The organism is Paraburkholderia sp. GAS33 (assembly GCF_050436645.1).
Classification (GTDB): Bacteria; Pseudomonadota; Gammaproteobacteria; order Burkholderiales; family Burkholderiaceae; genus Paraburkholderia; species Paraburkholderia phenazinium_B.
The window spans coordinates 1,189,110-1,212,483 of record NZ_JBNDMP010000001.1 but is presented as its reverse complement, the minus strand read 5'-3'; the positions used below and the strand labels follow the sequence as shown (position 1 = coordinate 1,212,483).

The 23,374-nt window shown below is 63.3% G+C and carries 19 protein-coding genes; 13 read left to right on the top strand and 6 right to left on the bottom strand.

What is annotated here, in order from left to right:
* Positions 1–132: 132 nt before the first annotated feature.
* From P3T24_RS05475 to P3T24_RS05445, 7 genes are all read left to right on the top strand, one after another.
* Positions 133–3,456: an SNF2-related protein gene (locus P3T24_RS05475; protein ID WP_429432983.1), complete on the top strand. Its 3,324-nt coding sequence runs from the start codon at positions 133–135 to the stop codon at positions 3,454–3,456.
* 67 nt (positions 3,457–3,523) lie between these two features.
* Positions 3,524–4,033 carry a DUF1697 domain-containing protein gene (locus tag P3T24_RS05470; RefSeq protein ID WP_429432981.1) on the top strand — a complete coding sequence of 170 codons (510 nt, stop codon included), beginning with the start codon at positions 3,524–3,526 and terminating at the stop codon, positions 4,031–4,033.
* 367 nt (positions 4,034–4,400) lie between these two features.
* The gene (locus tag P3T24_RS05465; RefSeq protein WP_074268375.1) at positions 4,401–4,823 is read left to right on the top strand and encodes a hypothetical protein; all 423 of its coding nucleotides are present in this window, start codon (positions 4,401–4,403) and stop codon (positions 4,821–4,823) included.
* A gap of 430 nt (positions 4,824–5,253) precedes the next feature.
* The gene (locus tag P3T24_RS05460; RefSeq protein ID WP_074268376.1) at positions 5,254–5,952 is read left to right on the top strand and encodes a response regulator transcription factor; all 699 of its coding nucleotides are present in this window, start codon (positions 5,254–5,256) and stop codon (positions 5,950–5,952) included.
* Entirely contained in the window at positions 5,949–7,373 is a 1,425-nt protein-coding gene (locus tag P3T24_RS05455; protein ID WP_429432979.1) for a FecR domain-containing protein, read from the top strand. The genes P3T24_RS05460 and P3T24_RS05455 overlap by 4 nt, the downstream gene beginning before the upstream one ends.
* Positions 7,374–7,394: 21 nt before the next feature.
* A complete protein-coding gene (locus P3T24_RS05450) occupies positions 7,395–9,848 on the top strand; it encodes a CHASE2 domain-containing protein (RefSeq protein ID WP_429432977.1) in 2,454 nt (817 codons plus the stop codon).
* A gap of 74 nt (positions 9,849–9,922) precedes the next feature.
* Positions 9,923–10,528, top strand: coding sequence for a DUF4136 domain-containing protein (locus P3T24_RS05445; protein ID WP_429433255.1), 606 nt, complete (start codon positions 9,923–9,925; stop codon positions 10,526–10,528).
* A 21-nt stretch (positions 10,529–10,549) separates the two neighbouring features.
* Here the strand turns inward: P3T24_RS05445 and P3T24_RS05440 are convergent, their stop codons facing one another.
* The 3 genes from P3T24_RS05440 to P3T24_RS05430 all read right to left on the bottom strand — a co-directional run bounded on the left by P3T24_RS05440 (position 10,550) and on the right by P3T24_RS05430 (position 13,439).
* The gene (locus tag P3T24_RS05440) at positions 10,550–11,482 is read right to left on the bottom strand and encodes a flagellar brake protein (RefSeq protein ID WP_429432975.1); all 933 of its coding nucleotides are present in this window, start codon (positions 11,480–11,482) and stop codon (positions 10,550–10,552) included.
* Positions 11,483–11,745: 263 nt separating this feature from the next.
* On the bottom strand, positions 11,746–13,227 hold the full coding sequence (locus P3T24_RS05435; protein ID WP_074268381.1) for a sodium:solute symporter family protein: 1,482 nt from the start codon (positions 13,225–13,227) through the stop codon (positions 11,746–11,748).
* Positions 13,224–13,439: a DUF3311 domain-containing protein gene (locus tag P3T24_RS05430; RefSeq protein ID WP_074268382.1), complete on the bottom strand. Its 216-nt coding sequence runs from the start codon at positions 13,437–13,439 to the stop codon at positions 13,224–13,226. The genes P3T24_RS05435 and P3T24_RS05430 overlap by 4 nt, the downstream gene beginning before the upstream one ends.
* A gap of 348 nt (positions 13,440–13,787) precedes the next feature.
* Between P3T24_RS05430 and P3T24_RS05425 the strand changes: the two genes are divergently transcribed.
* The 4 genes from P3T24_RS05425 (at position 13,788) to P3T24_RS05410 (ending at position 16,054) form a co-directional block, all read left to right on the top strand.
* Positions 13,788–14,456, top strand: a complete 669-nt coding sequence (locus P3T24_RS05425) for a MarC family protein (protein WP_074269428.1) — start codon at positions 13,788–13,790, stop codon at positions 14,454–14,456.
* Positions 14,457–14,551: 95 nt separating this feature from the next.
* Positions 14,552–14,833: a type II toxin-antitoxin system HicA family toxin gene (locus tag P3T24_RS05420; RefSeq protein ID WP_429432973.1), complete on the top strand. Its 282-nt coding sequence runs from the start codon at positions 14,552–14,554 to the stop codon at positions 14,831–14,833.
* Positions 14,830–15,171, top strand: coding sequence for a type II toxin-antitoxin system HicB family antitoxin (locus tag P3T24_RS05415; RefSeq protein WP_074268383.1), 342 nt, complete (start codon positions 14,830–14,832; stop codon positions 15,169–15,171). Before P3T24_RS05420 ends, P3T24_RS05415 begins: the two co-directional genes overlap by 4 nt.
* A gap of 49 nt (positions 15,172–15,220) precedes the next feature.
* Positions 15,221–16,054: a class II glutamine amidotransferase gene (locus P3T24_RS05410; protein ID WP_429432971.1), complete on the top strand. Its 834-nt coding sequence runs from the start codon at positions 15,221–15,223 to the stop codon at positions 16,052–16,054.
* A 94-nt stretch (positions 16,055–16,148) separates the two neighbouring features.
* On the opposite strand, the gene P3T24_RS05405 is transcribed toward P3T24_RS05410, so the two are convergent.
* Entirely contained in the window at positions 16,149–17,732 is a 1,584-nt protein-coding gene (locus P3T24_RS05405; protein ID WP_074268385.1) for a methyl-accepting chemotaxis protein, read from the bottom strand.
* Between the two features lie 207 nt (positions 17,733–17,939).
* Between P3T24_RS05405 and P3T24_RS05400 the strand changes: the two genes are divergently transcribed.
* Positions 17,940–18,800 carry an MBL fold metallo-hydrolase gene (locus P3T24_RS05400; RefSeq protein WP_429432969.1) on the top strand — a complete coding sequence of 287 codons (861 nt, stop codon included), beginning with the start codon at positions 17,940–17,942 and terminating at the stop codon, positions 18,798–18,800.
* 65 nt (positions 18,801–18,865) lie between these two features.
* On the opposite strand, the gene P3T24_RS05395 is transcribed toward P3T24_RS05400, so the two are convergent.
* Both P3T24_RS05395 and P3T24_RS05390 read right to left on the bottom strand, forming a co-directional pair.
* Entirely contained in the window at positions 18,866–20,605 is a 1,740-nt protein-coding gene (locus tag P3T24_RS05395) for a cobaltochelatase CobT-related protein (protein WP_429432967.1), read from the bottom strand.
* Between the two features lie 5 nt (positions 20,606–20,610).
* A complete protein-coding gene (locus P3T24_RS05390; protein WP_429432965.1) occupies positions 20,611–21,870 on the bottom strand; it encodes an AAA family ATPase in 1,260 nt (419 codons plus the stop codon).
* Between the two features lie 358 nt (positions 21,871–22,228).
* Between P3T24_RS05390 and P3T24_RS05385 the strand changes: the two genes are divergently transcribed.
* Complete coding sequence (locus tag P3T24_RS05385) at positions 22,229–23,314, top strand: porin (RefSeq protein ID WP_429433253.1); 1,086 nt, start codon at positions 22,229–22,231, stop codon at positions 23,312–23,314.
* The last annotated feature ends 60 nt before the right edge of the window (positions 23,315–23,374 follow it).

The window sequence follows — 23,374 nt, the reverse complement described above, 5'->3', positions numbered from 1 at the left end:
GTGGCGAATGCGGCCCCCGCCAACCCTCGGCGGGCCTCGCAGAACAGCAGAGGATCCGCAGCCCGGGTCAGGCTGCCCCGGCATTTCCTCGACGCTGCCGCTCGCCTGAACACGCATGGATGGGTCACCCGGATGTCGTCAGTTTTCTACGATCGAGAACACGTTACGAAGTGGTTGGGAGCCAGAACGGTCGAGAAGGCGCGCGACTACGTCGATGCAGTGTCGAACCTGCACTGGGAAAACAACACCCTGAGCGGCGAAGTGCAGGGTACGCAACGGCACCCGTACGTCGTGGACGTGCAGTTTCATGACATCGGCGACGAGTTGTGGGTCGAGGGTGACTGCTCGTGCCCGGTCGGCTACCAGTGCAAGCATATGGCCGCATTGCTGATCGCGGGGCTCGAAGGGGCGGTCGAGTCGCAGCCGGGCGTGCGGCCCGAGCTGGTCCGGTGGATGGAGACATTCCGTGCACGCGCCGAAAGCGAGACCACCCCGAGCCATCGCACTCCAGGCGCCGAGCCGACCCATGCGCTCGCCTATCAGCTCGGCTGGTCACGTTATCAACAGCGCCACGAGATCCAGCTTTTCAAGGCACGGCTCGATTCGGAAGGCGTGATTCGTTCGATCGACGAACCGTGGAGCAATGTCGAAGCAGCCTTGATCAAGGCGCCCAAATTCGTTTCGGACGACGATCTGGTTATCTTGCGCAGTTTGTGGCTCGGCCATTCGCGTCAGAACCACGGGCATTTCATCTTGCGTGGCTCGAACGGCGGCGACGTCCTGCATAAGCTCGTGGCGACAGGGCGTCTGTTTCCTGCGAACCCAGCCGACGGCACACCACGGCATCCGCCACGCCCGCTCTCGAGGGGCGCGGCAAGAGCGGGCCGCATCGAATGGGAAGCTCAGGCGGACGACCGTCTGAGGCCGGTGCTGCGCACCGAGCCGCAGGCCGCGATGGTGCTCGCCACCGAGCCGGTCTGGTACGTCGACGCCGAGGCGGGCGAGGCGGGCATCGTCGAGCTGTCGTTGCCATTCCCGCAACTGCCCGATTACCTGTCGATGCCGCCTATTTCGCTCGCCGAGGCGCCGCTGGTGGCCGCAGTGCTGCGCGAAGTCGCACCCGATCTGCCGTTGCCGCCCGCGCTCGATACGGCCAAAGTCCGCGTCATCGATGTGGAGCCGGTGCCGGTGCTTGCCCTCAACAGCCTGTCGATGTCCGCGCTTGGACTTGGCAAACACTTCCAGCGCAATCAGATGCTGGACTTCGCAACGGCCAGCTTCGACTACGAAGGCGTCAGCATCAAGGCGGAGAGCAGCGCTACGCTGGTGCCGGTGCCCGGCGGCAGCGTGCTGCATATCCGGCGCCGCTACGACACTGAAAAAAAGCGTCTTCTCGAACTGCGCAAGGCGGGGCTGCAGGTGGTGCCGGCAAGCGGCGGCCACGCGCGGCACACGCTGCCCGAGACACTACTGGCGTTACCCGACGTCGACGCCTGGCCCGACTTCGTCGATGAAACCCTGCCGGCGCTCAGCAACGCGGGATGGCGCGTAACGTTGGCGTCCGGCTTCCGCCATCACGTGATCGAAATCGATGCAATCGAAGGTACCGCGCGCCGGACCGGCGACGGCTGGTTCGACCTCGAGATGGGCATCACGCTGGGTGATCGCACCGTGCGCCTCGAACCGCTGCTGGCCGGACTGTTCCGGCGCGACCGCCGCTGGCTCGGCGGGGCGCTCGAAACGATCGACGATGACGAAGCCATCGAACTGACCACCGACCGCGCCGAACGCTTGCGTCTGCGTGCGGGACGGCTCAAGCCGGTGGTGCGGGTGCTGGTCGATCTGTTCGACGGGCTGGGTAGCTGGAAGGGTGACGAGAATCTCAGGATTCCTGAGCTTGATGCCGGACGTCTTGCCGCACTGACCGATACGGGACGCTGGCAATTCCAGGGCGACGCGTCGATCCGCCAGTTGGCACAGCGTCTGCAGACCGGCGGCGGTGTGCAGGAAGTGCCGGTGCCGCGCGGACTGCGGGCCGAGTTGCGCCCGTATCAGCATCAGGGCTTGAGCTGGATGCAGTTCCTGCGCGAGCACAACCTGGCCGGCGTTCTGGCCGACGACATGGGCCTCGGCAAAACGGTGCAGACGCTCGCCCACGTGCTGGCGGAAAAGGAAGCAGGGCGTCTCGACCGTCCCGCGCTGATCGTCTTGCCGACCACGCTGGTCCATAACTGGCGGGAAGAGGCGCAACGTTTTGCGCCGGATCTGAAGGTGCTGGTACTGAACGGGCCGCAGCGCAAGGAGCGCTTCGAACTGATCGGCCAGCACGACCTGATTCTCACGACCTATGCGCTGCTATGGCGCGATCACGCTGTCCTCTCGGAGCACGAGTACCACCTGCTGATTCTCGACGAGGCGCAGTATGTGAAGAACGCCACCACCAAGTCGGCGACTGCGATTCGCGATCTGCGCGCACGGCACCGTCTGTGCCTCACCGGCACGCCACTGGAAAACCATCTCGGGGAATTGTGGTCGCAGTTCGACTTCCTGTTGCCGGGTTTTCTCGGCACGCAGAAGGACTTCACCAAGCGCTGGCGCAATCCGATCGAGCGCAATGGCGATGGCGTTCGGCGCGAGCTGCTGGCGCGGCGCATTCGTCCGTTCATGCTGCGCCGGCGCAAGGACGAGGTGGCGAAAGAGCTGCCGGAAAAGACCACGATTGTGCGTACGGTTGATCTGGAGGGCTCGCAGCGTGATCTGTACGAAATCGTCCGGACGGCGATGCAGGCGAAAGTGCGCGCGGCGGTGAATTCGCAGGGACTTGCCCGAAGCCACATCATCGTGCTGGATGCGCTGCTGAAATTGCGTCAGGTGTGCTGCGACCCACGTCTTGTGAAACTCGAGAAGGCGGCGCGCGTCAAGGAGTCGGCCAAGCTCGAGCTATTGCTGGCGATGCTGCCTGAGTTGATCGAAGAAGGCCGGCGCGTGCTGCTGTTTTCGCAGTTCACCGGCATGCTGGAGCTGATTGCGGCGGCGCTCGACAAGGCCGCGATCCCGTACGTCACCCTGACCGGCGACACCACCGATCGCGCCACGCCGGTGCAGCGTTTTCAGCGCGGCGAGGTGCCGCTCTTCCTGATCAGCCTGAAGGCGGGCGGCGTCGGCCTGAACCTCACAGCGGCGGACACGGTGATCCACTACGATCCGTGGTGGAACCCGGCGGCCGAGAATCAGGCCACGGATCGCGCCCATCGTCTTGGACAGGATAAGCCGGTGTTCGTGTACAAGCTGATCGCGGCGGGCAGTATCGAGGAGAAGATTGTCCGGTTGCAGGAGAAGAAGGCGGCACTGGCCGACAGCATTCTGTCCGAGGACGCGGCGGAGACAGTGAAATTCTCCGATGACGATCTCGACGCGCTGTTCGCGCCCATGCCGGAGATCGCCCGAGCGGGGTGAACGGTAAGGCGTAAGGGGATCGGCCATAGACAAACCGCGACCGCTCGACACGCAATAGAATGCCGACATGACGACCTATATCGCTCTCTTGCGCGCCGTGAATGTCGGCGGCACCGGCAAACTTCCAATGGCGGAACTACGCGCCATGTGCGAATCCCTCGGCTTTGCGAAGGTGCGCACATACATCGCGAGCGGCAACGTCGTCTTTGTCAGCAAGCTCTCTGAAAAGTCCGTCAAGGCAAAGCTGGAAGGTGCCCTCGAGGCCTACGCCGGCAAGCCCGTGGGCGTGCTGGTCCGAACCGGTGCGGAACTGGCAGCGGTGCTCGACGCTAACCCCTTCCAGTCGGCCGCGCCGAACCGGACGTTGGCCATCTTTCTCGACGGAGCGCCGCCTGCGGACACCTTGAGCAAGGTGAGCGGCCAGCAGTCGGAAGAGATCGCACTCGGAACCCGCGAGATCTACGTGCACTATGCAAACGGGATCGCAAACTCAAAACTGAAGATCCGGGCCGCCACGAATGGAACCGCACGCAACATGAATACCGTGGCGACTTTGGCTGAATGGGCCGCGGAATAGTCGAACGGTCCCGCGCTGCATCCGTGCCAATTACGAAAGCAAAATTCCGCCTGACGAATCGCCGGCCGCACAAATTCTGTAACACGATAATCTGGCCGGTACTGCGCAAAATACTGACTACCTGCCTGCCCTCAATGGATTGGTGCGTCGAGGCCGCGTTTTTACGCGCGCTCCCGAACACACCCGGAAACCGATCTAACAATCTTTAAACGATTTAAATTGAGACAGTTCTTATACTGTCTCGCAGACCATAATTATTTGACACTCGGACGTATGGCGGGGAGCACGGCGTCACGAAAAACATGCGGGATGCATCACGCTGGAAAAAATAGCGTGACGGGTGCTGCACCGCTAATCGAGGGATTGGATGTTTTTTAGACCAGGCACGACGCGCATTCCGTTCAGGGCGAACGAGCAGAAGCGCAAGGTCGGGCGGCGCCTGCAGCGTATCGAACTCGATCCGGCGAATGATCGCCACGCCCGCGCAGCGGTGGTTGCTTATGCCGATTCGTGTGCGCCCGAGATGCCGTGGCTGGCCGAGTTGCTGCGTGAGACGGCGAAGCGTGACTCGGACGACGATCTGAGTGCTTGCGCCGCGACAGTGCGGCGTGTATTCGGACTGGCACAAGATTGGGCAGCGACTCAACCTGACTATGCACACGGAGCCTGGGAGCACGTACGCATTCACCTGGACGCGGCTTTGAACAGTCGGTCGAAGCCGCAGAACGACGATGAGAATGACGAAGGCGAGAGCGATGCAAAGAGCTTTGCGCCCACAAGAACAGGTTAGACGGGGCCATAGAATTAGCGCGAGCGAGACCTGCTGTAAGCCCGGTTATGACCCAAGGAAGTGCTTTAGGGAAGTGGAGTGACAGGCTCGAGAGCTTGAGCCGATGCCGGATGGCAGGTGGATGACATTCGGAAGGGGGTGGCGGTTTTCGATTATGATAAAAAACCCAATCACGCTTTGTGACCGGGTGAAGCGTGCGCCATTTTTGAGATATTCCCGATACCTGTTTTAAACGCAGGTTTGTGGCGCACGACTAATAATCGATAAATAGAGTTGTCGGTGGCGGAGTTCGTTGTCTCGTGCTTGACGCGCCGGGTACGCGTCTGACGCAAAAGATAACGCCGCGGTGCAGCCCCAACAGAGGCACGCGCTTTCTTGACCGATGACCGGCCATCCAGATACGAATAACGGAATTGCGTTGCGGGGTGTTATGAGAATTGCAGTCCTGGATGACGATCCGGCTCAGGCCGATCTGGTATGTCAAACGCTCTCGGCCGCTGGTCACATCTGCCACGCCTACGCTGAGGGCCGCGCGTTGGTCCGCCAGCTTCGGCGCCAGACTTTCGATCTGCTGGTGCTGGACTGGAACGTTCCCGATATGTCCGGCGAAGAAGTGCTGCGCTGGGTGCGCGAGAGCCTCTCCGAGCGTTTGCCGGTGCTGTTCATGACGAGCCGCAGCCGCGAGACCGATATCACTTCGATCCTCAACACGGGCGCGGACGACTATGTCGTGAAACCGGTGTCCTCGGGTGTCCTGCTGGCTCGCGTCGGCTCGTTGCTGCGGCGGGCGTACAAGCTCAACACTGCGGCGCTCAAGGAAACCTTCGGCGATTACGAGTTCGATCTCAGTTCCAAGCACGTGTTGGTGCGAGGCACCGCCGTGGCGGTCACGCAAAAGGAATTCGACCTTGCCCTGCTGCTATTCCAGCATCTGAGCCGGCCGCTCTCGCGTGCGCACATTCTCGATGTGATCTGGAAGCAGGCCACTGAAATCCCGTCACGCACAATGGATACCCACGTTTCGATGTTGCGCAGCAAGCTCGGCCTTAGGCCGGAAAACGGCTATCGCCTGACGCCGATCTACGGCTATGGATACCGGCTTGAGCGCATCGAAAAGGGGGATGCGTGACGGTTTCTGGATTCACGCCGCCGGTGGGTCTGGCGGCTGGCAGTGCGCGCCGTGCGCTGGCGATCTTCGTGCCTTGCTTCGTCGCGGCGCTCGGGCTTTCCCCGGCACTGGCCGCGGCGCACAACAGCAAAAGCGCGTCACTTGTGACCGTGCCCTACACGACCAAAGCCGGCGACACCCTGTATGAGATAGCGGCACGTTACCTGCGCGATCCGCACGATTGGGCCGTATTGAGCCGCCTGAACAAGGTGCCGGCGCCGCGCCGCATGCAGGCGGGCATCCAGTTGCAAATCCCGGCAGCATTGCTGCGCCAGGAGCAGGAAGCCGCGCGTGTGGTGGCCGTCAGCGGTCCGGTCGAACGTGCGTTTGGCGCCGGCCCGTACACGCCGCTTGCGGCCGGCACGAGCCTCGGCGAAGGCGATCGCGTGCGTACCGGCCACGATGGCTTCGCGTCGCTGGAACTGCCGGACGGCTCGCACGTGACGCTGTCGCAGGGCGCCAGGCTCGAGGTCGGCAAGCTGCGTGTGACCAGCCTGACCGGTGCCTCCGACCGGGTGCTTCTGCTGCAGCGTGGAGAGGTGGAAAGCGAAGTCACGCACGCGACGAAGAAGGACGATCGTTTCCAGATCCGTTCGCCGTCGGTGGTGGCGGGCGTGCGCGGCACGCACTTTCGGGTGAGCTACGACACCGCCCAGCAACAGACCGCGGTGGAAGTGCTGGACGGCGCGGTCGGCGTGGATCCGGCCAGCGGGTCGGCGGCGGCACCTGCGCCGGGCGTGCCGCTGCAAGCGTCCGAGCAGCTCGTGTCGGCGCGCTTCGGCAACGTGTCCAGCGCGAGCGGTTCGATCGGCACGCCGGTCGAATTGTTGGCCGCCCCCTCGTTGACCGATCCCGGCAGGGTACAGGACGGCAAAACCGTCGCGTTCGATCTCGTCCCGGAAAATCAGGCCTCCGGCTATCGCGTGCAGATCGCCCGCGATGCGGATCTGCTCGACCTGATCCGCGATCTACCGGTGAAAGAGCCGCATGCCGATTTCGGCGATCTGCCCGACGGCACTTACTTCGTGCGCATCTCCGCAGTCGATCGCAATGGTCTTGAAGGCCTGCCGCAGATCTACGCTTTCGAGCGGCGCCAGTTGGGTCTGAGCGCATCGGCCACGCCACACGCCGGCACCCGCGACTATACGTTCCGCTGGTTCGCGAGCCGGCCGGGCGTGGAGACCCGTTTCCGCTTCGTCCTTGGCGCCTCGCCCGATCTGCGCAGTCCGCTTGTCGACCGGACCGACCTGCCGGCCGGCGAGCTCGTGGTGACGGATCTGCCACGCGGCGTTTATTATTGGACCGTGATTGCCGAGCAGTTCGAAAACGGCCGGTTCTACGAGAAGGGCAGCTCGATCCGGTCGTTCACGCTTGCCCGCTAGGACTCTTCTAACTCTCCGCGCATGAGCCTCGATCCGCGTGCACGACTTGGGCGGCCGGCTGGCCGACGCTTCCTGCTGGAGTGGGGCGCGATCGGCTGCCTGGGCATTGCGGTGATCCTCGCCAGCGCCTCGGGCCGCTGGACGGCAGGCATCGATCATCTGGTCTACGACCGCTTCCTGATGCTGCATAAGCAAGCAGCGCTGGCCGATATCGTCGTGGTCGAAATCGACAATGCGAGCATCGAGCGGCTTGGCCACTGGCCCTGGCCGCGCAGCGTCCACGCGAGCCTGCTGGAGCGGCTGGCCGAGGCGAAGCCGGCCGCCGTGATCTACGACGTGCTGTTCACCGAGGCCGCTGCAGACGACGCGCAACTGGCCCACGCGGTCGCCCTCAGCCCGACCTATCTGCCGGTTCTGCTCAGTCCCGAGGACAAAGACGGCGCACGGGTCGTCGTCAAACCCGTCCCGCGCCTGGCGGAAGCCGCGGCGGGACTGGGCCACATCAATCTGGAAGTCGACAATGACGGCATCGTCCGCAGTGTCGCGCTGTTTGAAGGCGATGCCCACTCGCGCTGGCCGCAGTTGATGGTACCCCCTTGGCGCGCGATCAAAAGCGGTGCCATCCGGCTCGCGCAACCGGTCGAAGGGTTAGCTGGGCGGCAGGACCGCACCCGCGAACCCGTCGACGAAGCGCGCTTTCTGATCCCCTTCAGCCTGAACGCAACGAACTATTCGCATGTGTCGTTCGCCAGCGTCGTGGCAGGCGAGGTCCCGCCGGACGTGCTGCGCGGCCGTGTCGTGCTGGTAGGCGTGACCGCCTCGGGCTTATACGACCGCTTCGCGACGCCTGTCTCCGGTGATCTGGGACCGCTGCCGGGCGTCTATATCCACGCGAATATTCTGGACACGCTGCTGACCGGCCGGGCTATCGATCCAGTCCCGGCTTTTCTGCTGATCCTGGTCTCGCTGGTGCCGCTCGCCGCGCTGCTGGCGGGCTTCCTCGTGCTCTCGCCATGGCGTTCGTTGTTGCTGACGGCGGCGCTGAGCGCGGTCATCGGCTGCGGGAGTGCCGCCTTGCTATACGGCGCACGGCTGTGGGTGTCGCCGGTGCCAGCCGTGCTCGGGCTGATCGTGGTGTATCCGATCTGGAACTGGCGGCGGCTCGAAATGACCATGACGTATCTGCGCAAGGAACTGCAGCGTCTCGCAGACGAACCGCACCTGCTGCCGGAGACGCCGCCGCGCCGCCGCGAGTTCGGCGGCGATGTGCTGGAGCAGCATATGGCGCTGATGGCGCAGGCCGCCCGGCGCGTGCAGGACATGAAGCGCTTCGTCTGGGACAGCCTCGACAGCATGCCCGAGTCGATCCTCGTGAGCGACGTGCGTGGCATCGTGCTGATTGCCAACCACGCCGCGATGACGCACTTTGCTCGACTGGGAGCCCAGCCGCCGCAAGGCCGTCTGATGGGCGAGGTGCTCGGCGATCTGACGTTCGTGAAGACCATCGATGCCGGCGGCGAGGGTGACGCCGAAAACGATGCGCGGGCGCGCACACACTGGCCGGCGATCCTCGATCCGGCGCGGCGCGAATTCGCGGACCTGATGGCGCAGGGCATCGAAGTGCGCGATCAGGCCGAGCGCGACCACCTGCTGCGCTACGCGACGTGCAGCAACGAAGAAGGGGAAGTGACCGGCTGGATCGCCGGTCTGGTCGACGTTTCTGCGCTGCACGCGGCGGAGCGCCAGCGCGAGGATGCATTGCGGCTGCTGTCGCACGACATGCGCTCGCCGCAGGCCTCGATTCTCGCGCTGGTCGAGATTGAACGCGCCCGCACCGAGTCGGGCCACGTACATGAACTGCTGGAGCGCATCGCACGTTATTCGCGCCGCGCCCTGACGCTGGCCGACGACTTCGTGCAACTGGCACGTGCCGAATCGCAGGCGTACGTTCTCGAACCGGTGAGCCTGAGCGAGCTGACGATCGACGCTAGCGACGAAGTGTGGCCGCAGGCTCATGCCAAGCAGATCCAGATGGAAACCGCCGCGGAAGGCGACGACGGCTACTGGATCTGCGCCGATCGCTCGTTGATGACGCGCGCGCTAGTCAATATTATGAACAATGCCGTGAAGTACAGCCCGCCTGGGTCGCGCATCGTCTGCACGGTGGGGCCGGTCGACGGCTTGCCGCGACGCGTGCAATGCACGATCCGCGACCAGGGTTATGGCATCCCGCTCGACCAGCAGAGCCGGCTATTCCAGCGGTTCCGGCGTTTTCACGAAACCGAGCAGCCGGAGACCGGCGGCGCGGGACTCGGGATGGCTTTCGTGAAAACTGTCGTGACGCGTCACAGCGGCGAGGTGCAGGTCGAGAGCGCGCCGGGCAAGGGCACCGCGTTTACGGTGCGTCTGCCGGCCTTCGACGACACGACACTCGACGCGAAGCTCGATACGCAACTCGACGCCAGGCTGCGGTAGCTAGCGTCAAGCAGACCGGCGGCCATGAAGCGCCTGACAAGCACACCGTATACTTTTGACGAAGCGAGAAGATGATGAAAATCACGCTGATAGGTACCGCGCTAATCGCAGCAAGCCTCGCCGCCGGCCTGACGGGATGTGCCGGCGTCAACACCGACGTGCGTGCGTCGCCCTCGGCTGCGCCGCTGCAAGGCGAGCGCAGCTACGTGCTGGCACGCTCGCCGTTGCAGGACGACACGCCAGATCATCGGGAATACGAAGCATTGATCCGGACCGAGCTCGGCAAATACGGCTTCGCCGATGCCACCGAACTGCACGCGCACTATATGCTGTCGATCGCTTACGACACCCGGCTTGCGGGCGTGGGCGTCGGCACGGCAGGGTGCCCGGAGGCGGACTGCAGCGGCCCAGGCCAGGCCTCGTTCTCACTGTTCGGCCACTCGTACAAACACTCGCTGACGCTGCGCTTCTTCGAGCAGACCAACGGACACGAGGTCTACAAAGTAAGCGCCAGCAGCGTGGATCACGATGCGGACCCGCAGCATGCGATTCCGTACCTCGTGAAGAGCGCGCTGGCCCAGTTTCCGTTTGCCGATCACCCGGACTGGCGCGTGAAACTGCGCGCCAACAACGGGGGCGGTACGCCCCAGGTCGTGTCGGTGAAGCCCGTGGCGCCCTGATTCCCGCGCAGTCCGCTACCGCTACTTGTTGCTGCCGTTGGTCCAATACAGGACGTCGTCCTGCCGGTCGAACACGAAGACCTTCATGGCCATCTGCTGCCCCATGTCGAGCCGGTCGAGCTCAAGGCCGTGCACGGCGGGTTCGCCGGCAACTCCCTTTTGCACGTTACGGATGATCGCCGTGGTCTCGATCGTCGTGTCGAGCTCCTTGGACTTGAGACGGAAGGCGACGCGCAAACGCTCGCCCACCGACCCTAGCGGCCAGGACGCCGTCAGCGACATGCCAAGCGCGCTGACGCCCTTCGCGAGGCCGATGCCTTCGTACGTGTTTCCAGTTTCGCCGACCCCGTAGCGCACCGGGAGGCGAGCCCGCACGCGGATCGATTTGCGCTCGCGCAGCCGGCGGATCACCCCTGGTCTGGACAGCACGACGTAGTCGAACGGCAACTGGCAGACCGCTTCGACCGTACAGACGAAGCGGAACACCGCCTGGCTCGCGATCGCGACGATCTCCACGTTTTCGCCGACCCCCAGCGGCAGGATTTTGCCTTCGAACAGCGGCGGGGTAGCGAACAGCGACTGGTTCGGCGCGAAACCGATGATGCGGCACGGATGCATCGGCGCGGCGCTGCCCACATGCAGACGCACGCCGATCAGCGCACCGATCGTCAGATGCATGTCTTTGACCGCCAGCGGATCCGACGTGTCGGTCCTGGCGGCACCAGCCTCGCCGGGCGATGCGCTGGCATCAGGCACGTCGCCGCGCTGCGGCTTGAAGTTGTCGAACAGGAACTTGCGTTCCTCGACGCCGACCAGGATCGCGCCGGCATCGAGCAGCAAGGTGCCGTCGCCGTCCACGATAGGCCAGTCGAGCGGCGTGCCGACCGGAACGGTGTCAAGGTTCAATGCGGCCGGCACTGCCCTGACGGGTAACTCCACGGTATCTTCGTTCATTTGGCGTTTTTAATATCGAAGTGGGTGACTAATAATAACGTCACCATTACCGGAAAGTTTAATCAATTATCGATAGCAGGTAGAAATGGCTTATGAATGGATTGATAGGAGCAGTTTGAGGAGGGAATTGGCACTGCTTGGCGCCGATTGGAGCCGTTATTGGAAACAGATGTATTCGCAGATCGCGAAGGATGTCTAACAATCCATCCAGGGAAAGCGGCCTCTATTTGCCGACACCTGCAAATAGAAGCCGCGTCGCGTGCTCAATGCACTTGCGTATGCGCTGGCTGTTGCCCGCTGGCGCGCGGCTGTGTGACCGCGCTGACCAGCACGAATACGATGATATTCAAGGCCAGTGCGACAAAGCCGATATTCACGTCTTTGGCGACATCGGGCAGGAACGGGAATAACTGGCCCATGCTGAGATGCATCAGCGTCGTCACTGCCACCACCGCCACGCCGGCCAGAATTCCGCAGAACGCCCCCTGTTTGGTCGCCCGGTTATGCGGCGCGAGGCTGCACACCATGGCCGGAAACAGCTGGGTGACGAAACTGTAGCCCATCAACAGCAATGCGACGATGGTTTCGCCGCCATGCAACGTGAAGGCCACGGCGACCAGAGCGACGACAGGCACCAGAACGCGTGCAAGCTTCTTCACGGACTCGTCGGCTGCATCGCGCTTGAGCAGGCCGCGGTACACGTCATTGGCGAGCAGGGTCGAGGCCGTGTTGAGGATCATCGAACCCGGCACCAGCGCGGTCAGCACGCCCGCGCCGCCGATGATCCCGACAAACCAGGGATCGAAGGTCTGCAACGACAACTTGAACAGCGAGAGATCGATATCGCCGCCTTTCAGGCCCGGCACTTTCAGCACGGCCGCAAAACCAACGAAGAACACGAACAGCAGGATCAGTTGATACAGCGGCAGCACGATTGCGTTGCGACGGAAAATGCGTTCGTCCTTGGCTGTAAATACCGAGCCGAAGGTGTGCGGCCACATGAAAAACCCAAGCGCGGTGAGCAGTACGGTCGACTGGAACCAGGCCACGCTCGACCCCTTGGCGGGGAAAGTGAGGAAGCCGGGTTTGGCGGCGTCGATCGTCCGGAACATATCGCTAAGGCCACCGTAGTAATGGATCGGCAGATAGATGCCGAGAAACAGCACGATCGCCAGAATCAGCGTGTCCTTGACGACCGAGTTCCACGCCGAGCCGCGCACCCCCGAGACGATCACGTAGCACGTCACCACCGCGGCACCGATCCAGACGGCGGAGGTCGACGAGATCGCGCCATACGAGGTGGTTGCGACGATGATGCCGAGTCCCTTCAGTTGCAGTACCAGATACGGAATCAGCGCAGCCACGCCGACCAGCGCGACCAGCACGCCCAAAGCCGGGCTGTCGTATTTGCGCGCGAAGAAGTGCGGCTGCGAGATCAACCGCTGGGCTTTGGCGAAGCGCCAGATGGGCGGCAGCATCCAGTACGACAGGATGTAGGCAAGCGACCCGTAAGCGAGGATGTAATAGACCGGCGCACCCTTGCCGTAGGCAAACCCGCTGCCGCCGAGAAAGGTGAAAGTGGTGTAGATCTCACCCGCCATCAGCAGGAACACAAACGCGGTGCCGAAACTGCGGCCGCCGACGGTCCACTGTTCGAGACTCATGTCGTGACCGCGCTTGGCGCGCAGTCCGAGATACAGCGCGAATGCCGTGAAGAGGGCGATGATAACGAGAGCGCTGCTCATGATCGGGCCTCTTCGGTATCGACGGCGGTTTGACGATTGGTCGGATCGAGCCGGTAGACGATCCCCATGATGATCGAGATCAGGATCACCCACAGGACGATCCATGCAAGCACGAATGGCATGCCCAGCACGAGCGGCTCGACACGGTTGACGAACGGCACGCCGAGCAGGATGCCGATGAACGGCAGCGCGGCGAGAATGCGAAGGAACATGGGGAGCAACTCCTCGAACGGTAGGTGCGTCTGGGGAAGCCAGTCTTCCGTCCCGACTTTATGCCAGATGGCTCTGGTCCGTAAAGGTCGTCAAAAAGATGTAGGCAATTTGAAGGCTTTGAGTCGCGGCGGTCGTAACGGGAGCGGCCGGGATATGATTAGGCGTGCGACCATAGTGTGGCCATGGGTGTCTACGGCAATCGGGTTTGCCCGCATGGTCTGACCGCGTGAATAACAGAAGAACGATCTGGGCGGGGAAGCAGGTTCCGTCCAGCCAGACACAATCCGATGGCTCATCGCGTCCCGGCCGGGACCCATCTGAGCTGTCGCTCGATGCGGATCGCCAACATGGTGGAAAGTCTGATCTCGGACATTCTGTTTGGGTTTACCGGATTGATCAGCATCATCAATCCATTCGGCATTGCCTTCGTTTTCCTTGACCGGACTGCATCGCTTACCACTGAAGAACGCACCGCGCTGGCGCGCAAGATTGCCATCAACGTGATGTGCGTGCTGCTCGTCGCGTTCTTCCTCGGCACGCCTGTTCTGCATTTCTTCGGCATTTCCATGGAGGCGCTGCGCATCGGCGGTGGCTTGGCTGTCGCGGTCGCCGGCTGGAACATGCTCAATGCGCCCGATACGCCGCCGGCGGAATCCGCCGTCAAGCGGGTCGATGCGGAGAACGCCACGTCACGGGCTTTCTTCCCGTTCACGGTGCCGTTGACCACCGGGCCGGGTTCGCTCGCCACGGCTATCGCGCTGAATGCGAACCGAACCCACAAGCTGTCCGAGTTCGTGCTGTCCAGCATCGCCTCGGTCGTGATCTCGATCATCGTGGCCGTGGTCGTCTATGTCACCTATAGCCGTGCCGTCATTTTTGCCCGCTATCTTGGCGTCGAAGGCACCAAGGTGGCGATGCGGGTGTCGTCGTTTCTGCTGCTCTGCATTGGCGTGCAGATCATATTGACGGGGTTTTCGGAGTTTCTGATTCCTATCGCGCAGTTGCCACCTAAGTAGGTGGCGGCCGACACAGAGAACTGCTGCCGCGCTGAAAATTTGCGCGACATCAGCGTGCCAGTGAGACGCAGCTTTATCGAGATACGTGGCGCGTTATGATATCACTTTATGATATCATCGACCATGAAGCCAGGCACAAATCGACATTGCACGCGGTCTTCAAACGACCTACGCCCGGCGGCATCGTGTTCGCGGAAATTGAATCGCTGATCGTTGCGTTAGGAGGCGAAGTCAGGGAAGGCGCCGGTTCGCGGATTGCATTCGAATTGAATGGCAGTCGACGATATTTGCATCGACCGCATCCGGGCAAGGACGCGAAAAGGTATCAGGTGGAGGAAGTGCGGGAATGGTTCATCGAATTGGGAGTAACGCCATGATGAATGCAATGACCTATAAGGGTTATCTGGGCAAGGTCGGATTCGATCCAGCCGACAACATTTTTGTTGGACATGTGCTCGGTGTGTCGGACCGCATCACTTTCCACGGCGAAACAGTAGCCGGGTTGACGGCTGACTTTCGCAAAGCAATCGATCACTACCTGGACGATTGTGAGAAGACCGGGCGGGAACCTCAAAAGGCCGCGTCGGGCAAACTCATGCTCCGCATCCGCCCCGAGGTCCATGCCGCAGTCAGTGTCGCCGCCGCGGCAGCTGGTAAAAGTATTAGTCAATGGGCCGACGAGGTGTTGGACCAGGCTTCGCACGCGTTCGGGTAAGCCAACCGCGTAGGTCCCGATATCCCGACTCAACCCGAGGAGGTCCCACATGTGTCGCTGGCTGGCCTACACCGGCAATCCCGTCCAACTCGAGACGGTTCTGTTCCGCGCCAAACATTCGCTGATCGATCAAAGCCTGCATTCGCGCCTCGGCAAAACCACCACCAATGGTGACGGCTTCGGCATCGGCTGGTACGGGCGTCCTACGGACATCCCGTTCCGCTACCGCTGTATGCAGCCCGCCTGGAGCGACCGCAACCTGCGCGAAGCCGCTCGCGCGATCCACTCGCCGCTTTTTGTCGCGCATATTCGCGCAGCCACCGACACCCCCGCTCAGGAAACCAACTGCCACCCGTTTCGCCACGGACGCTGGCTATTCATGCACAACGGCCTCGTGCGCAATTACCCGTTGGTGCGGCGCGAACTGATGCTGGCGATCAAGCCTGAACTGTTCCCGTCGATCGAAGGTTCGACCGACTCCGAAGTGCTGTTCTATCTCGCGCTGACCTTCGGCCTCGAATTGACGCCGGTCACCGCACTGGAGCGGATGGTCGCTTTTGTGGAGGCCACCGGTCACAAGAACGGCGTCGAACACCCACTGAACATGACGGTCTGCGCGACCGATGGCGAGCAGATCATCGCAGTACGTTATTCAAGCGAGCGCGATTCGCGCACGTTGTTTCACAGCACGTCGTTCCACCACCTGCATGAACTGTATCCGCACGATGCACGTATCGCCGCGGCCGGCGACGATGCGTTTCTGGTGTTGTCCGAGCCGCTGGTGGATCTGCCCGGCTGGTGGGAGGAGATTCCAGAGCGTACGGCGTTGGTGGCGCGTGGCGGCCAGATCGAACAGTACGACTTCAACCCGCACCTGGGATGAGGCGGGCTAAGGCGGGCTTACGTGGGGGGCGCCGGGTCAACCTTCGGGCGCGGGCGCGGCCACGCGCTCAGCTTCAAGACATGGCGCCACGGCTTCAATGCTGGACCGCTGAGCCGTGCGAAGTTTCCCCCACGTCGAACGCCGCCACGGCCGCTTGCAACTGCCGCGCCTGATCCTCGAAAGACAGTGCCGCCGCAGCCGCCTGCTCGACGAGCGCGGCGTTCTGTTGCGTCACGTTGTCCATCTGCGTGACGGCCACGTTGATCTGTTCGATGCCCTCGCTCTGCTGCGCCACCGCCAAGGCGATCTCCTGCACGATGCTGGTCACGCGCGCCATGGCGTCCTGCGCTTCCTGAATCGTCGCACCGGTCCGCTCGACCAGCTCAGCGCCCGAGCCCACCTTGCCCACGGCGTTCTGGATCAATCCGCGAATTTCCTTGGCAGCACTCGCGCTGCGCTGCGCCAGATTGCGCACTTCACCCGCCACCACCGCGAAGCCGCGGCCTTCCTCACCGGCCCTCGCGGCTTCGACGGCGGCGTTCAACGCGAGGATATTGGTCTGAAAGGCGATGCCTTCGATCACCGCGATGATGTCGACCATCTTCTGCGATTCGCTGGAAATGTCGCGCATGGTGGCGACCGCTTCGACCACCATCGCGCCGCCGCGGTCGGTGACCTGCGCGGCGTTGGTTGCGAGCTGGCTCGCGCTGCGGGCGTTCTCCGCAGTCTGGTGCACCATCGAGGTCATTTCTTCCAGGCTCGACGCGGTCTGCTGTAGCGCAGCCGCCTGGCTCTCGGTGCGCGCCGAGAGGTCCGCATTGCCGCTGGCAATCTGGCGAGCGGTGACAGCCACGTTGTCGGCGACGCCGCGAATCTCGCCGATGGTGCGTTTCAACGCATCACGCATGCGCCGGATGGTCTGCATCAGGCTATCGGTGTCGTTCCTGCGCGTGCGGATGCCGATGGCGAGGTTGCCCGAGGCGATCGCTTCTGTGATGTCGGCGGCGTAGTGCGGATCGCCGCCAATGGTGCGTTCGATGCTGCGGTTGATAAGCGCGACCAGCAACGCCAGCAGCACGGCGAGCACGAGGAACACGCCGCCCGCTGCGTACAGGGAGTTATGGAACGCAGCGGCGATATCGTCTGTGTAAGCGCCGGTGGCGATAATCCAGTCCCAGGGCGCATAACGCACGACGTAGCCGAGCTTGTCGACCGCCGTGGCCGGCGTGATATGCGGCCGGGGAAACACGTAGTCGACGAAGCCGCCTTGCGGGGCCTGCGCGGTCGAGGCGAAAGCGACATAGTGGTGGCGGCCGTCGGCGTCGGCGACGCCGCTCAGATCCTTGCCGTTCATCGCCGGCTTCATCGGATGCATCACCATCTGCGGCCGCGAATTGATGACGAGGAAGTAACCATCCTCGCCGTAGCGGATGTCGCGCAGCCGGGCGAGCGCCTGCTGGCGAGCCTGATCCTCGGTGAGGGTGCCGGCCTGCGCAAGTGCTGCGTACTCCTCGACAATCGACAGACCTATATGCGCGACGTTGACCAGATCGTGTTTGCGCTCGTCGATTCGCGTCTGATAGGACAGCCAGGCAGCGGAGATCGACACCAGCAGCAGGGCGGTCAGGCTGACGAGAAGCGGTAGCCAGAGTTTCTGCTTGAATCCGAGCTTGCGCATGCACACTCCGTGAGGTGCTTGTTGTCCAGGGCGGGCCGCGGCAGCCAGGTCCGCCGGCCCTGAACGGATTATCGGCATGCGCTGCCCGCAATTGTCTAGAGTCAAACCCTCGGTGGCGCTACGCGGAGCGCATAGGTGGGCCTGAGCGCCGTTGCCGGCGCGCAATAGCGAATAATATGGCTTTGAACCGCTCGCCGGAAATCGACCATGCCGCTCCTCATTGAAGCTTTTTTCGATCACGCCACCTCGACCGTGACCTATGTGGTCCATGCGGGCGACGGCTCGGCCTGCGCGGTGATTGACCCGGTGCTCGATTACGACCCGAAAGCCGGGCGCACGTCGACCGCATCGGCCGAGCGGGTGGTCGCGTTCGTACGCGAGCACAGTTTGCAGGTGGCGTGGCTGCTCGAGACGCACGCGCACGCCGATCACCTGTCGGCGGCGCCGTACCTGAAGGAAGCGCTGGGCGGCCGCATCGCGATCGGCGAAAACATCCGCACGGTGCAAGGGGTCTTCAAGGGCGTCTTCAATCTCGATGCGGAACTTCACGCTGACGGCAGGCAGTTCGATCATCTGTTCGCGCCGGACGAAACCTTCAGCATCGGTGCGTTGCAGGCGCGGGCGCTGCATGTGCCGGGCCATACGCCAGCGGACATGGCGTACCAGATCGGCGATGCGGTGTTCGTCGGCGACACGCTGTTCATGCCGGACGTAGGGTCGGCGCGTTGCGATTTTCCGGGCGGCGACGCGCGGATGCTGTACCGCTCCGTGCAGAAACTGCTCGCACTGCCGGCGCAAACGCGGCTTTTCATGTGCCACGATTACCCGCCCTCGACGCGCGAGCCGCAATGGCAAACCACGGTGGCCGAACAGCGGCGCAGCAACATCCACTTGCACGACGGTGTGACGGAGGACGAGTTCGTTGCGATGCGCACGGCGCGCGACCGCACGCTCGAGATGCCGACGCTGATTCTGCCCGCCATTCAGGTGAACATCCGCGCCGGGGCGTTGCCGGAGGCGGAGGCAAACGGCGTGCGCTATCTGAAGATTCCGTTGAATGCGCTTTGATTCTGCGCGTCTGAATCCGCCTTGAATCCGCCTTGAATCCGCCTTGAATCCGCTTCGAATCGTCTCTACCGCTTCAGCAACATCGCGCTCAACACGGAAAACACCGTCGACGGCAGTTCTGCCAGCCGGCTCACGACCACGTTGTGCGGATAAAACGCCTCCACCGCGTCGGTCAGCACGCCGATCCCCACCAGCTCGATACCGGTCTTCTGGATCGCCGTCACGCGTTGCCGCAGATCGCTGCGCAACACCAGCGGATCGCCGTCGCCGGTGGCCGGATAGCCGTCGGAGAACACCATCAGGATACGGCGCTCAGCGGCATGATCGGCTAGCCGCGTCGCTGCCCAGGCGAGTGCTTCGCCGTCCGGATTTTCGTGACCGCAGTCGATGCCGGTGAGGCCGCTCAGATCCGCCGTGCCAAAGCGTTTATAGATCTGCAGATCGAGCCGTTCGACGAGCCGGTTGTAGCGGTGCAAATCTGCGCCGGCGGCCTTTTGGCGGGCGTAGAGCAGTTTCATCTGCGGGGATTCGATCGAACTGTAGCCGAGCACTTCGCAATCGAAGCCCAACTGGGTTAGCGCGTCGCCTAGCGCGGCGGCGCACAGCTGGGCCAGTTCGATCTTGCGGCCCGCCATCGAACCGCTGCGATCGATCAGCAGCGTGACGGCCACGTCGCGTCCTTTGGTGGCGCGCTTCACCTTGAACGGGGTTCGATAGCCGGGCGACGTGGCGAGCTTCGCCAGCGACGGCCGGTCGATCTCGCCGCGCTCCTGCTCGCGCCGCCAGCGCGTGCGCTCGTCGGCGCTGAGTGCGCGCTCGAGCTTTTCCTTGAGTTGCGCGGTTTCGGCTCGCGCCCGCGTGCGCAGTTCGCGCCAGGCGGCGAGGTCGCCGCGGCCCGTCTGGTCGTTGACCACGTCGAATTCGGTGGCGAGCGGGATCGACATCACCATCCGGGCAGACGCGCGCAGGGGTTGTACCGTGCTGTCCGCACGCGCGGCGGACGGTTGCGCATCGGCGAGTGCGTGCCCCATGCCGGCGCCGTTCAAGGCCTCGGCGCCGCCGCCCGGATCCAGCGGCGCGGCTGCTGCGTTCTCTTCGCTGGCGCGCGTGCCGTCGCTTTCGAACGGCTCGAAGGAGGAGCGCAGCGGATCGGTATCGATGTCCTCCGCGGTGCTGCCCGTGAACATCATGTTATTGACGTCGCCCGCGGATAGCGCCCGGACCCGCGCCAGAATCTCCCGCGCGGCGGCGATGCTGTCGGCGGTCGACCGGCTGCGGCTCGCCCGCTCGAGCAGATCCTGCGCGGCCACCATCGCAGCGGAAAGCGACTGGCTGTTTTCCGCGCCGCTGGTGGTCTCGTCCCACAGCCTGCGCTCGACGCGCCAGATAAAGCGCTCGCGCCAGCGCAGACGATTCCAGCCTTGCTGCGTGCGGCCCGCAGCATGTGCGCGCAGCTTGCCGATAAACCAGCGCGCACCGGGATACTCGTCGAGCAACTGGCCGCACACACGCCGGTCTTCGATCACCTGCGCGAGGTTCGCTTCGACACCGCGAGGCAGCGCTTCGAGTTGCGCGAGGTCCGAATGTTTTGCGCGCGCCACTAGCAGGTCGAGATAGCCGACCAGCACATCGGTCGAGAGGGCGCCGCCCACCTCGTAATCGGGAATGACGATCCGTCCGCGCTCGACCCGCGGTCCATCCGGACTGAACACGACGCTCACGCCATACTGCCCCGTGAGGACGCGCGCAATCTTGCTGAGCGCGGGCTCGAACTCGAATCCTTTGGCGTCGCGCGCTGCGTGCATCGCGCTCACTCCGCCGGAGCGATGTGATGACGAATGATGCCGCGGATCAGCGTGGCGTCTTCCGGGCTCACCTTGGCGTAGATGGCAGGGCCGGCCGCGCGCTCGGGGTCGCCGGTGCGCAGCATCAGTTCGGCCCAGTCGAGGAGCCGCCGGGTGGAGAAGGCGCTCGCGAGGTCTTCGCGTGCAAACGCCGCACGGCAATCGGCGGCGATCGCCGCGAGCGTGGCGGCGACAGTAGGCGTCATATGCGGGGCGAGCGTGCGCACCAGCACGTCGGTTTCTTCGGCCGGCGAGAGATAGTCGAGCAGATAGACGCGCCACCGGTCGAGAAACGCCTCATTCATGAGATTCGCGCCCTGGTAAAGATGGCGGAACTGGCTCATGGCGCCGACCGCATTGGCCGTGCCGAACAGGCGAAACGCCGGGTGAGGCGCCACGACCTCGTTGCCTTTTTCCTTCAGCGTGAGGCGGCCATGCGGTTCGAGCACGGCGGTCAGCGCGGCGAGAATCGACGGCTCGGCAAAGTCGATCTCGTCGACGATCAGCCAGAGTCCTTCGCGCATGGCGGTGGGCAGGACGCCGTCGACCCAGAGCGTCTCGCCGCCCTTGACGGTCCAGAAGCCGACGAAATCGCCCACCGTCGTCTGGCCGTTCATGTTCGAGCGCACCACGCCATGACCGGCACGCGCCGCCACCTGTTCGATCAGACTGGTCTTGCCCGCACCGGTGTGGCCGATCAGCATGACGCGTTTGTTTTCGACGATATCTTCGACGATGTCGTTAAAGCGCTCGGAGAACAGATAGGCAGGGTTGACGCGCGGCACGAGCGCGCCGCCGGCGCCGCAGGGCACGTCGACTTCGCCGATGCGAACCGTAGCGGCACGGGCCTCACCGGAGTTTGAGTTGGAGCCGGGGCCGAGGCCAGCGCCAGGGGCGGCGGCACCCGCGCGCCGCTGCGCCGCCGCTCGCTGCAGGTCCGGCATAAACGCTGCCCGTTGCAGTGCATCCGCTTCTGGCACCGCACCTCGCGCCTCGAAGACGAAACCTTCCCGATGCCACTTCTTCAGCTTGGCGCGCAGGTTTTCGGCGTCGACCACCAGATCGATATCGACGGCGCCATTGCCTTGCGCGTGCTGCACGCCGTGTTCGAGGCGATAGGTTTGCGGCCGGTCCGCTACGGTGACGCGCCACCACTCGTCGCCGGTGTCGGTGGCGCGCAGGTAGAGGCCAAGGTGTTCAGCTTCAGTCAATTCAGGAGCGTTCATCGGAGCGTGTCGATCGGGTTCAGCCATGCCGGCCAGGAGCAAACGTCTATCTTATCCCGGACCTGCGAGCGGGCGCAGGCCGGTTCCATCTGCGAATGGCGATTCGCCTCGCGTCCGGTCGCCGCTTCAGGCTGTTTCAGATCGACCGTCACCGGCCCATTCAATTAAGTAATTCGCACAATCGGGCCTCGGTCGAATGCCCCGACGCTGTTTTGCGCAGCCGGCTTTTTTCACCTAGAGTCAACTTATCCAGCGTCGCGAAAGCCCGCTCGCATAGGGTCTGGAGATGGCCCGTTTTGGGCGAAACCAATAAATAGATGGTGTTCGGCAGAATAAAATGAAACTACGCGAACCGTTGATGGCCACCTTGCTGGTGGCAAGCCCTTTTGCGCAAGCGCAATCGAGTGTCGTGCTCTATGGGCGGCTCGACGCGGGTCTGCAATATATCAATCATGTGCCGACCGGCAACGGCAGCACCGCAAATAGCTGGAGCGCCGAAGGCGGCGACTGGGGCACCAGCATGCTGGGGTTCAAAGGCACGGAAGATCTGGGTGGCGGGTTGCACGCCATCTTCACCCTGGAAACGGGTTTGCAGGTACAGAACGGCACCACGAGCGGCGGTTTGCTGTTTTCGCGGCGTGCATTCGCGGGCCTGAAGAGCGACGAGTGGGGCACGCTGCAGGCCGGCCGCAACCTGTTCATCGATAGCGACGGGGTGTGGGAATTCGACCCAATGGTGCAGCAGGCGTTTTCATCGGCCTCGCTGGTGCGCGGCCGCAACTGGCAGCAGACCAGCAACAACGTCGAATATCACAGCCCCGTGTTTGGCGGTTTCGACGTACAAGGCCAGTACGCCCTCGGTAATCAGCCGGGCGCCTTCAACAACGGCGCGGTTGGCCAGTTCGGCCGCTCCGACGGCATCATGCTGACGTATCACTCGACGTTGTTCGACGTGCGCGGCATCTACGACGAGCTACGCGACAGCAACGGCCAGTTCGCCAATATCTTCACCAGTTCGCGCGAGTTTTTCGCGGGCGCGAACGTGCACTTCGACGCGGTCAAAATCCAGGGCGCCTATACGCATTACTCCGCACCGGATACGCCAGCCGGTCTCGCGGACAGTGCGAATTACTACTGGCTGGGCGCGACCTACACGTTCAATCCAACGTGGGCTGTGACGGCGGCGGGCTTCTACGTGATTGTCGGCGATGGCGGCGGCGATGCACTGCACGATCCATCCGGTCATGCCTCAATGTATACGCTCAGCACAACGTACAACTTTACCAAGCGGACTTTCCTCTACGGCACGATCGCTTACGTGGACAACAGCAGGCAAGCCGACTTCTCGCTGCTCGCCAATCCTCGTGAAGGCACGGGCAGCACAAGCCCGCTGCAAGGCGAGTCGCAGACGGGGGCGTACGTCGGGATCATGCATCAATTTTAAAGGCGATCACGGCGACGACGGTACTGTCCACACAGTTCGTGGTGGCATCGTTGCCGGGAT

Coding starts and splice junctions, on each gene's coding strand:
- P3T24_RS05475 (WP_429432983.1), top strand. CDS start 133: ATGTCGTCAGTTTTCTACGATCGAGAACACGTTACGAAGTGGTTGGGA.
- P3T24_RS05470 (WP_429432981.1), top strand. CDS start 3,524: ATGACGACCTATATCGCTCTCTTGCGCGCCGTGAATGTCGGCGGCACC.
- P3T24_RS05465 (WP_074268375.1), top strand. CDS start 4,401: ATGTTTTTTAGACCAGGCACGACGCGCATTCCGTTCAGGGCGAACGAG.
- P3T24_RS05460 (WP_074268376.1), top strand. CDS start 5,254: ATGAGAATTGCAGTCCTGGATGACGATCCGGCTCAGGCCGATCTGGTA.
- P3T24_RS05450 (WP_429432977.1), top strand. CDS start 7,395: ATGAGCCTCGATCCGCGTGCACGACTTGGGCGGCCGGCTGGCCGACGC.
- P3T24_RS05445 (WP_429433255.1), top strand. CDS start 9,923: ATGAAAATCACGCTGATAGGTACCGCGCTAATCGCAGCAAGCCTCGCC.
- P3T24_RS05440 (WP_429432975.1), bottom strand. CDS start 11,482: ATGAACGAAGATACCGTGGAGTTACCCGTCAGGGCAGTGCCGGCCGCA.
- P3T24_RS05435 (WP_074268381.1), bottom strand. CDS start 13,227: ATGAGCAGCGCTCTCGTTATCATCGCCCTCTTCACGGCATTCGCGCTG.
- P3T24_RS05430 (WP_074268382.1), bottom strand. CDS start 13,439: ATGTTCCTTCGCATTCTCGCCGCGCTGCCGTTCATCGGCATCCTGCTC.
- P3T24_RS05425 (WP_074269428.1), top strand. CDS start 13,788: ATGGTGGAAAGTCTGATCTCGGACATTCTGTTTGGGTTTACCGGATTG.
- P3T24_RS05420 (WP_429432973.1), top strand. CDS start 14,552: ATGATATCACTTTATGATATCATCGACCATGAAGCCAGGCACAAATCG.
- P3T24_RS05415 (WP_074268383.1), top strand. CDS start 14,830: ATGATGAATGCAATGACCTATAAGGGTTATCTGGGCAAGGTCGGATTC.
- P3T24_RS05410 (WP_429432971.1), top strand. CDS start 15,221: ATGTGTCGCTGGCTGGCCTACACCGGCAATCCCGTCCAACTCGAGACG.
- P3T24_RS05405 (WP_074268385.1), bottom strand. CDS start 17,732: ATGCGCAAGCTCGGATTCAAGCAGAAACTCTGGCTACCGCTTCTCGTC.
- P3T24_RS05400 (WP_429432969.1), top strand. CDS start 17,940: ATGCCGCTCCTCATTGAAGCTTTTTTCGATCACGCCACCTCGACCGTG.
- P3T24_RS05395 (WP_429432967.1), bottom strand. CDS start 20,605: ATGCACGCAGCGCGCGACGCCAAAGGATTCGAGTTCGAGCCCGCGCTC.
- P3T24_RS05390 (WP_429432965.1), bottom strand. CDS start 21,870: ATGAACGCTCCTGAATTGACTGAAGCTGAACACCTTGGCCTCTACCTG.
- P3T24_RS05385 (WP_429433253.1), top strand. CDS start 22,229: ATGGCCACCTTGCTGGTGGCAAGCCCTTTTGCGCAAGCGCAATCGAGT.